We start from the raw sequence: 9,216 nt of genomic DNA, 5'->3' as shown, positions 1-9,216 counted from the left end.
GAACTCACCGTCCGTCAAACCGTTTCCAACAAGCCCGAAACTTCCGTCCCAGACCCTCAAATCAGCCTCAGCCAACCCAGGAAACTCTAGAGCGAAGGTCGTCGTCGCCAGCAGCGCCGCCGCCCTCGTCAGTGATCGGGCTTATAGACCCCCATCCCCGAAGACGTCAACAGCTAGTTTCACAGCTTTGATATAAATTTCATAAGCCTTTGAAAATACATATTAATTTCTATTCACAGGCATAGGAGGCAAATTTTCGCCCGGTTAAACGGGCGAAAATCCATCGACGTGAGCGGATTAGCCGGCCTTTGCCTCGTCGTTGCCGCGCAGAAGGTGGATCAGGGCGGAAAAGTCTTCACCGCCATGGCCGAGCTTCTCGAACATCGAATAGAGCTGGGCTGCCTGTGCGCCCATCGGCGTGGTCGCACCCGCGGCACTTGCGGCCTGCTGCGACAGCTTCAGATCCTTCAACATCAGGCTCGCGGCAAAGCCCGGCTTGTAGGCGTTGTTGGCGGGCGAGGTCGGGACCGGACCCGGCACGGGGCAATAGGTCGTCAGTGACCAGCATTGGCCGGACGAAGTCGACGCCACGTCGAACAAGGCCTGGTGCGAAAGACCCAGCCGTTCGGCCAGCACAAAGGCTTCACAGACGCCGGCCATGGAAATGCCGAGGATCATGTTGTTGCAGATCTTTGCCGCCTGGCCCGCACCGGTTCCGCCGCAATGGACGATCTTCTTGCCCATGGCATCGAGCAACGGCCTGCCGCGGGCGAACGCCTCGTCGCTGCCGCCGACCATGAAGGTCAGCGTGCCGGCCGCCGCGCCGCCGGTTCCACCGGAGACGGGGGCATCGAGAGAGGGGCAGCCGATCTTTTCCGAGAGCGCATGCGCCTTGCGGGCGCTGTCGACGTCGATCGTCGAACTGTCGATCAGGAGCGTGCCCGGATCGACGAAGCCGAGGAGTTCGTCCCAGACATAGAGGACATGGGCGCCGGCAGGCAGCATGGTGATCACGCATTCGGCGCCGCGCACCGCGTGCGCGATCGAGCCCGCGACGGAGACCCCGGTTTTCGCCGCGGCGTTGCGCGAGGCTTCCGACAGGTCGAAACCGCTGACCGCATGGCCCGCCTTCACCAGATTGGCGGCCATCGGCCCGCCCATATTGCCGAGCCCGATAAAGGCGATCTTCGTCATGTCATTCCTCCTCGCATTGAAACGCGGCCAAAACCGAACAGCGCCCCTTCCTCAGGCGCTAAAACAGTGGCGGGTGATCCTTCCTGTCGAAACGCGACAGCAAGGCAGGCGTGACACCGGCCAGCGCCACCGACCATTTTGGGTTGCGGTCCTTGTCGATCACCGCTGCACGCACACCTTCGTAGAAGTCGGGGTTGCTGAGCATGCCGAGCGTCGCGGAATATTCCCGTTCGAGGCATTCGTTCAGCGACGCGCTGCGGCGGCCGGCGCGCAAGAGTTCGAGCGTCAGCTTCATGCTCAGCGCCGAACGCGAGTTGAGCAGCGCCAACGTTTCCTTGGCGAAATCGGAACCATCAGCCTCGAGCGCCACCACGATCTCTTCAACCGTATCAAAGGCGAAGCAGCGGTCGATCAGCGCGAAGTGGTTTTGAAGCGGCGTTGCCGGCGCTTCCGAAGAGTGCTTTGCAATCACCGCGTTGACATCGGTGCTGCCTGCCGTCGGCAGCAGCGTGGCAAGATCAGCGGCGAGCGCTTCCAGTTTGCCCGAGGCAACAAAGCTGTCCGCAAGCCGCGCGTGGATCGCATCGGCTGCGACGATGTCCCGACCGGTCAGACCGAGATAGGTGCCGAACTCGCCGGGCGCCTTGGGAAGAAGCCAGGTGGCGCCAACATCCGGGAAGTAGCCGATCCCGGTCTCGGGCATCGCAAGCCGCGTGCGTTCGGTGACGATGCGGTGGCTGCCATGGGCGGAAATCCCGACACCGCCGCCCATGACGATGCCGTCCATGATCGCAATGTACGGCTTGCGGTAGCCGGAGATGCGGCTGTTGACGACGAATTCCTCGCGCCAGAACTGCGCACCTTCCTCCGGCCGTTCGCGGCCGCTCTCGTAGATCATGCGGATATCGCCACCGGCGCAAAGCCCGCGCTCGCCCTCGCCGGTCACCAACACGGCGGCGACGGCCGGATCATTTTCGAACTCGGTCAAAGCCGCGGCGATCAGCCGGATCATCGGCACGTTGAGGCTGTTCAATGCCCGCGTGCGGTTCAGCCGGATTCTGCCGATCGCTCCCCGCCGCTCGACGATGACTTCAGGCGCCTGCATGTCCATGAACGATCTTTCCTGTTTCTGGCCTATTTGCGACCGATAAGCGAACGCGCAACGATCAGGCGCATGATTTCGTTGGTGCCCTCGAGGATCTGGTGCACCCGGAGGTCCCTGACAATCTTTTCGACACCATAGTCTGCGAGATAGCCGTAACCGCCGTGAAGCTGCAGCGCGTCATTGGCGACGGCAAAGCAGCGGTCGGTGACGAAGCGCTTGGCCATGGCGCAGAGTTTTGTCGCTTCGGGGTCGCCGGCATCAAGCGCAGATGCCGCGCGCCAGAGGAAGGTGCGGGCGATTTCGAGGTCGGTCGCCATGTCGGCGAGACGGAACTGCAGCGCCTGGAATTCGCCGATCGCCTTGCCAAAGGCCCGGCGCTCCTGGACATAAGCCAGCGCCTTTTCGAAGGCGGACTGGGCGCCACCGAGAGACGCGGCGGCAATGTTCAATCGCCCGCCATCGAGCCCGCCCATGGCGATCTTGAAACCATCGCCTTCCGCGCCGAGGCGGTTTTCCGCCGGCACGCGGACACCATCGAGCATGACGGCGCGGGTAGGCTGGACGTGCCAGCCCATCTTTTTCTCATTGGCACCGAATGTGAGGCCAGGTGCGTCCTTCTCGACCACGAAGGTGGAGATGCCCTTGGGGCCGTCCTCGCCGGTCCGCGCCATGATCACGTAGAGGCCGGACTCGCCAGCGCCCGAGATGAACTGCTTCTGGCCGGTCAGGACATAATCGTCGCCGTCTCTCACCGCCTTGGTCTTCAGCGCCGCTGCATCCGAGCCCGAGCCTGGCTCGGTCAGGCAGTAACTCGCCAGCACCTCCATGGTCAGCAGCCTCGGCAGCAGCCGCTGGCGCTGTTCGTCCGTGCCGTAGCGGTCGATCATGCCGGCGCACATGTTGTGGATCGAGACGAAGGAGGCGACGGCCGGGCAGCCGGTCGCGAGCGCCTCGATGATGATCGCGGCATCGAGGCGCGTCAGTCCCGTGCCGCCGACATCGTCGCGGACATAGATGCCGGCCATTCCGAGCGCTGCGGCACCGCGCAACGTGTCGACCGGAAAATGCTTCTGCTGATCCCAGTCGATCGCGTGAGGGGCGATCTCGTCGCGGGCGAAATCGAGCGCCATCTGACGAATGGCCTCCTGCTCCTCCGACAGGCGAAAATCCATATGCATGTCCTCCCTGACCGCATACCTCTGCAGGTTTCCTTTAATCGTAACCGATAAAAGGGCAAAAACCTGCAGCAACCAAACGTGCCACAGCGACCTTTGCGCGTTTCACAAGACGCGCGGCGCTGTAGGCGATGGAGGCCTAGTTACACCAAACTTCGTCCAGGCCCAGATGCAACTTCTCACAGGGTCTGTTCAAAAATGAACAGACCGTCGCAATCAGCTCTCGCTTAGACGATACGGCAGAGCGCCGCGTAAGTCATGGTCCACGATCAGGCGGCGTTTCAATGGCGGCACCGCACGGCTCGCGCATTTCGTGCGTTCGCAGATCCGGCAGGAAATGCCGATCGGATCGAAGGCGGCGCGGTTGCCGAGGTCCATGTCGTCGGCGTAGACGAAGGCATCGGCATAGGAGACCTCGCAGCCAAGCGCCAGCGCGTAGCGCGGCTGCGCGGCGCGAAAGCCGCCACCGCCCTTAGTGATCTGGGTGGCGAGGCAGAGGTAGCGCACGCCGTCAGGCGTCTCGGCCAGTTGCCGGATGATCCGGCCCGGCGTCTCGAAGGCCTGGTGCACGTTCCAGAGCGGACAGGCTGCACCGAACCGGGCGAATTGCAGCTTCGCGGCGCTGTGGCGCTTGGTGATATTGCCCGCCCGGTCGATGCGGGCAAAGAAGATCGGTATGCCTTTCTGTCCCGGCCGCTGCAGGGTCGAGAGGCGGTGGCAGACCTGCTCCAGAGACGCGCCGAAGCGGGCGGCGAGCAATTCGATGTCGTGCCTCAAGTCGCGAGCGGCCTTCGAGAAGGCCTGGTAGGGCAGGATCAGCGCGCCGGCAAAATAGTTCTGCAGGCCGATGCGACAGATCTCATAGGCCTCTTCGGTGCGGAAGCCGGCACTACCGGCCACCCGATCGATCTCCTCGCGGGCATGAAGCTGGGCGATCTGCAGGGCGATCTGGAAGTCGCGCGTCGCTGCGGGCGCATAGGGATTGAGGGTCAGGATGCGGGCGCGCGGATCGAAGCGCCGGATCGCCTCGTCGCCTGCCGCTCCGCGCACGACCCGAACGCCGTGACGCTGTTCTAGATAGCTTGCCAGCGCCGCATGATTGTCGCCTTCGCCGAGCCCGAGCTCGCCCGCCAGCCGCTCCGCGAGCATGTCGATCTCGTGAATGTAGTTGTCGACGAAATGGAAGAAGTCGCGCACCTCTTCGTAAGGGGTCGTTTCGACGAATGAGGCCCCGCGGCCAATCGTGTCATCGATGCTGGCCAATTGCTCGCTGTTGCGGCGATAGGCCTGATGACAGGTGATCAGCGCATGCGCCAGCCCCGGCGCATTCTGGGCGACGAGCTTCAGTTCCTGCAGGCTTGCGGAATAGGTTTCAAACAAGGGATCGCTGAGGGCCTCCGAGAGCGCCGAAAGCAGACGATCGCCCTCCCCGGTCGAAAGCTCGGCGATATCGATCTGGAATTTTTCGGCAAGCGCCAAAAGCACCGCGGCTGAGACCGGCCGCTGATTGTTCTCGATCTGGTTGAGGTAGCTGGTGGAGATGCCGATGCGCTCGGCGAACTGGCCTTGCGTCGCCTTGTTCGCCTCCCGCAGTTCCCTGACCTTGCGGCCGATATAGAGCTTGCCGATCGCCATGTTTGCAACTTTGCAATTTACGTTTCACAAATTTCTCTATTTCACATTTGCACATGAAGAGACGTTTTTCCATGCCGTCTTCGACGCTATTGCGAAGCTCGAAGCGCCTCTGCACAATCGCTGAAAAAACAGGCACTGAAAAACCGGGAGGGCACCATGCGCGCCATACTAGAACAGGTCGAAGCCCGCCGGGCAGAAGCAAGAGCCGGCGGCGGCCAACGACGGATCGACGCCCAGCACGGCAAGGGCAAGCTGACGGCGCGCGAACGCATCGAGGTGCTGCTCGACGAAGGCTCCTTCGAAGAATACGACATGTACGTCACGCACCGCTGCGTTGATTTCGGCATGGAGAGCCAAAAGGTCGCCGGCGATGGCGTGGTCACCGGTTGGGGCACGATCAACGGCCGGCAGGTCTATGTCTTTTCCCAGGACTTCACCGTTCTCGGCGGCTCGCTGTCGGAAACCCACGCGCAGAAGATCTGCAAGATCATGGATATGGCGGTACGCAACGGGGCACCAGTCATCGGCCTCAACGACAGTGGCGGCGCCCGCATCCAGGAAGGCGTGGCCTCGCTTGCCGGTTACGCCGAGGTCTTCCGCCGCAATGCCGAAGCCTCCGGCGTCATTCCGCAGATCTCGGTCATCATGGGTCCCTGCGCCGGCGGCGCAGTCTATTCGCCGGCCATGACCGACTTCATCTTCATGGTTCGCGATTCATCCTACATGTTCGTGACCGGGCCGGATGTCGTGAAGACAGTGACGAACGAGATCGTCACTGCGGAGGAGCTCGGCGGCGCGCGCACGCATACGTCAAAGTCTTCGGTCGCCGACGGTGCGTATGAAAACGACATCGAGGCACTGGAAGCGACCCGCCTGCTTTTCGATTTCCTGCCGCTCAACAACCGCGAAAAGCCGCCGGTCCGTCCGTTCCACGACGATCCGTCGCGGCTCGAAATGCGCCTTGACAGCCTGATCCCAGACAGCGCCGCCAAACCCTACGACATGAAGGAACTGATCCTGGCGCTTGCGGATGAAGGCGACTTCTTCGAATTGCAGCAGAGCTTCGCCAGGAACATCATCACCGGCTTCATCCGCATGGAAGGCCAGACGGTCGGCGTCGTCGCTAACCAGCCGATGGTGCTTGCCGGCTGCCTGGACATCGACAGTTCGCGCAAGGCCGCGCGTTTCGTGCGCTTCTGCGACGCCTTCTCGATCCCGATCCTGACGCTGGTCGACGTGCCCGGCTTCCTGCCCGGCACCGCCCAGGAATATGGCGGCGTCATCAAGCACGGCGCCAAGCTGCTTTTCGCCTATAGCCAGGCGACGGTGCCGATGGTGACGCTGATCACCCGCAAGGCCTATGGCGGCGCCTATGACGTCATGGCCTCGAAACATATCGGCGCCGACGTCAACTATGCCTGGCCGACCGCCGAGATCGCGGTCATGGGCGCCAAGGGCGCGACCGAGATTCTCTACCGCTCCGAGCTCGGCGACGTCGAGAAGATCGCCGCGCGAACGAAGGAATACGAAGAGCGCTTCGCCAATCCGTTCGTGGCGGCCGAGCGCGGTTTCATCGACGAGGTGATCATTCCGCATTCGTCGCGCCGCCGCATCGCCCGTGCCTTCGCGTCCTTGCGCAACAAGCAGGTCGATCTCCGCTGGCGCAAGCACGACACGATCCCGCTCTGATGGAGGCGACGATGGAACGGGAGCCGGAACGCATAATGACGCCGGAAGAGGCCCGACGCGACCACTGGCAGATGCTGCGCTACATGACCGTCAACGCGCTGATCGGCGTTGTGATCGGGGCCATAACGGCCGGCGTGCTGATCTGGCTCAACATCGGCGCTGTCGGCACGCACATCATCCGCTCGACGAGCCCGGTGCTCGCAACCCTCATGGTCGTCGTGCCTTTCGCGTTGCTCTTTGGAGGTGCTGCCGCAGCATCCTCGATCGCGCTTCTGCCCTATCGCCGCAAGTTCAAACGCTGACGCGCAGTCCGGATTTGAAAGAGAAACAAGATGTTCAAGAAAATCCTCATCGCCAACCGTGGTGAAATCGCCTGCCGCGTCATCAAGACCGCAAAGAAGCTCGGCATTGCGACCGTTGCCGTCTATTCCGACGCTGACCGCGATGCGATGCATGTGCGCATGGCGGATGAGGCCGTGCATATCGGCCCCTCGCCGTCCGCCCAATCCTATATCGTCATCGACAAGATCATCGATGCGATCCGCAAGACCGGCGCCGATGCCGTTCATCCGGGTTATGGCTTTCTCTCGGAAAACGCCGCTTTTGCGCAAGCGCTGGAAAAAGAAGGCGTCGCCTTCATCGGTCCGCCGGTTGGCGCGATCCAGGCGATGGGCGATAAGATCACCTCGAAGAAGCTGGCAGCAGAAGCGGGTGTCTCCACGGTTCCGGGCCACATGGGCCTGATCGAGGATGCTGACGAAGCGGTCCGGATCGCCGCGTCGATCGGCTATCCCGTGATGATCAAGGCATCTGCCGGCGGCGGCGGCAAGGGCATGCGCATCGCCTGGAACGACCAGGAGGCCCGCGAAGGCTTCCAGTCCTCAAAGAACGAGGCGAAGAATGCCTTTGGCGACGATCGGATCTTCATCGAAAAGTTCGTAACCGAGCCGCGCCACATCGAGATCCAGGTGCTTGGCGACAAGCACGGCAACACGCTCTATCTCGGCGAGCGCGAATGCTCGATCCAGCGCCGCAACCAGAAGGTCATCGAAGAAGCGCCTTCACCCTTCCTCGACGCGGAGACCCGCAAGGCCATGGGCGAACAGGCGGTCGCACTCGCCAAGGCCGTCGGATACCACTCGGCCGGCACCGTCGAATTCATCGTCGATGCCAAGCGCAACTTCTACTTCCTCGAGATGAACACCCGCCTGCAGGTGGAGCATCCGGTGACTGAGCTCATCACCGGGCTCGACCTCGTCGAGCAGATGATCCGGGTTGCTAGCGGCGAAAAGCTCGCCTTCGGCCAGGACGATGTGAAGCTCAATGGCTGGGCGATTGAAAGCCGGCTTTATGCGGAAGATCCCTATCGCAACTTCCTGCCGTCGATCGGCCGGCTGACGCGCTACCGTCCCCCGGTCGAGGGCACGCGCGACAACGGGACGGTGACGCGCAACGATACCGGCGTCTTCGAGGGCGGCGAGATTTCGATGTTCTACGACCCGATGATCGCCAAGCTCTGCACCTGGGCACCGGACCGGCAGACGGCGGTCGAGGCGATGGCCGACGCGCTCGATCAGTTCGAAGTGGAAGGCATTGGCCATAACCTGCCGTTCCTGGCCGCGGTCATGCAGCAGCAGCGCTTCCGCGAGGGCCGGCTGACGACCGCCTATATCGCCGAGGAATTCGTCGACGGTTTTCACGGCGTTGCGGCCGATGAGTGGTCGCTTCGCAAACTCGCCGCGGTCGCGGTCTCGGTCAATCAGATCCTGCAGGAACGGGCCAGCCAGATCTCCGGTACGATCGGCAATCATCGCCGCATCATCGGCCATGATTGGGTGGTCGGTCTCGGCGATCACGATATTGCGGTGACTGCCGGTTCGTCCGCTGACGGCTCCTATGTGAGCTTCACCGATGGCTCGACGGTCACCATCGCCGGCGACTGGACGCCCGGTCGTACGCTTGCCACGTTCAACATCGACAATGAGCCCTTGAGCGTCAAAGTTGATCTGGTCGGGACCGCCCTCCGGCTCCGCTGGCGTGGCATTGATGTCGTTGCCCATGTCAGAAGTCCGCGGGTTGCGGAACTGGCACGGCTCATGCCGAAGAAGCTGCCGCCGGACACGTCGCGCATGCTGCTTTGCCCGATGCCCGGTGTGATCACCTCGGTCACGGTAAAAGCCGGCGACACGGTCGAAGCAGGACAGGCGCTCGCGGTCGTCGAGGCGATGAAGATGGAAAACATCCTGCGCGCCGAGAAGAAGGCCACGGTGAAGCGCGTGGCGGTCGCCGCCGGCACCAGCCTCGCGGTCGACGAGCTGATCATGGAATTCGAATAGTGAAAGCCGCAAAGCCATCCAGGCTTTGCCCCTCACCCTGACCCTCTCCCCGCAGGCGGGGAGAGGGAAGTTAAGCGCCGAG

Annotated in this window: 7 protein-coding genes; 3 read left to right on the top strand and 4 right to left on the bottom strand. The window is 62.6% G+C overall.

The genetic code is table 11. The features are described from left to right. Positions 1-297: 297 nt before the first annotated feature. From mmsB to V7S54_RS09585, 4 genes are all read right to left on the bottom strand, one after another. Positions 298-1,194 (bottom strand): 3-hydroxyisobutyrate dehydrogenase, encoded by an 897-nt coding sequence (gene mmsB, locus V7S54_RS09600; RefSeq protein ID WP_065376892.1) that lies wholly within the window; start codon positions 1,192-1,194, stop codon positions 298-300. Positions 1,195-1,252: 58 nt separating this feature from the next. Beyond that, positions 1,253-2,305, bottom strand: coding sequence for an enoyl-CoA hydratase/isomerase family protein (locus V7S54_RS09595; protein WP_336408329.1), 1,053 nt, complete (start codon positions 2,303-2,305; stop codon positions 1,253-1,255). A gap of 23 nt (positions 2,306-2,328) precedes the next feature. Then, a complete protein-coding gene (locus tag V7S54_RS09590; protein WP_336408328.1) occupies positions 2,329-3,471 on the bottom strand; it encodes an isobutyryl-CoA dehydrogenase in 1,143 nt (380 codons plus the stop codon). Positions 3,472-3,690: 219 nt separating this feature from the next. Further along, positions 3,691-5,109 (bottom strand): helix-turn-helix domain-containing protein, encoded by a 1,419-nt coding sequence (locus V7S54_RS09585; protein WP_057251636.1) that lies wholly within the window; start codon positions 5,107-5,109, stop codon positions 3,691-3,693. Positions 5,110-5,265: 156 nt separating this feature from the next. Between V7S54_RS09585 and V7S54_RS09580 the strand changes: the two genes are divergently transcribed. The 3 genes from V7S54_RS09580 to V7S54_RS09570 are packed head-to-tail and all read left to right on the top strand — an operon-like array spanning position 5,266 to position 9,134. Beyond that, positions 5,266-6,798: an acyl-CoA carboxylase subunit beta gene (locus V7S54_RS09580; RefSeq protein ID WP_065376888.1), complete on the top strand. Its 1,533-nt coding sequence runs from the start codon at positions 5,266-5,268 to the stop codon at positions 6,796-6,798. Between the two features lie 11 nt (positions 6,799-6,809). Continuing rightward, positions 6,810-7,100, top strand: a complete 291-nt coding sequence (locus V7S54_RS09575) for a hypothetical protein (protein WP_336408327.1) — start codon at positions 6,810-6,812, stop codon at positions 7,098-7,100. Between the two features lie 30 nt (positions 7,101-7,130). Next, the gene (locus tag V7S54_RS09570) at positions 7,131-9,134 is read left to right on the top strand and encodes an acetyl/propionyl/methylcrotonyl-CoA carboxylase subunit alpha (RefSeq protein WP_336408326.1); all 2,004 of its coding nucleotides are present in this window, start codon (positions 7,131-7,133) and stop codon (positions 9,132-9,134) included. Positions 9,135-9,216: the final 82 nt, after the last annotated feature.

Origin of the sequence: Ensifer sp. CCNWLY38 (assembly GCF_037120565.1) — a bacterium.
Lineage (GTDB): Bacteria > Pseudomonadota > Alphaproteobacteria > Rhizobiales > Rhizobiaceae > Ensifer > Ensifer adhaerens_H.
This window is presented reverse-complemented; position numbering and strand designations above follow the sequence as displayed.

Excerpts from the sequence above, each read along its gene's own strand:
- V7S54_RS09590 (WP_336408328.1), bottom strand. The coding sequence starts at position 3,471 with ATGGATTTTCGCCTGTCGGAGGAGCAGGAGGCCATTCGTCAGATGGCG.
- V7S54_RS09580 (WP_065376888.1), top strand. The coding sequence starts at position 5,266 with ATGCGCGCCATACTAGAACAGGTCGAAGCCCGCCGGGCAGAAGCAAGA.
- V7S54_RS09595 (WP_336408329.1), bottom strand. The coding sequence starts at position 2,305 with ATGGACATGCAGGCGCCTGAAGTCATCGTCGAGCGGCGGGGAGCGATC.
- mmsB (WP_065376892.1), bottom strand. The coding sequence starts at position 1,194 with ATGACGAAGATCGCCTTTATCGGGCTCGGCAATATGGGCGGGCCGATG.
- V7S54_RS09570 (WP_336408326.1), top strand. The coding sequence starts at position 7,131 with ATGTTCAAGAAAATCCTCATCGCCAACCGTGGTGAAATCGCCTGCCGC.
- V7S54_RS09585 (WP_057251636.1), bottom strand. The coding sequence starts at position 5,109 with ATGGCGATCGGCAAGCTCTATATCGGCCGCAAGGTCAGGGAACTGCGG.
- V7S54_RS09575 (WP_336408327.1), top strand. The coding sequence starts at position 6,810 with ATGGAACGGGAGCCGGAACGCATAATGACGCCGGAAGAGGCCCGACGC.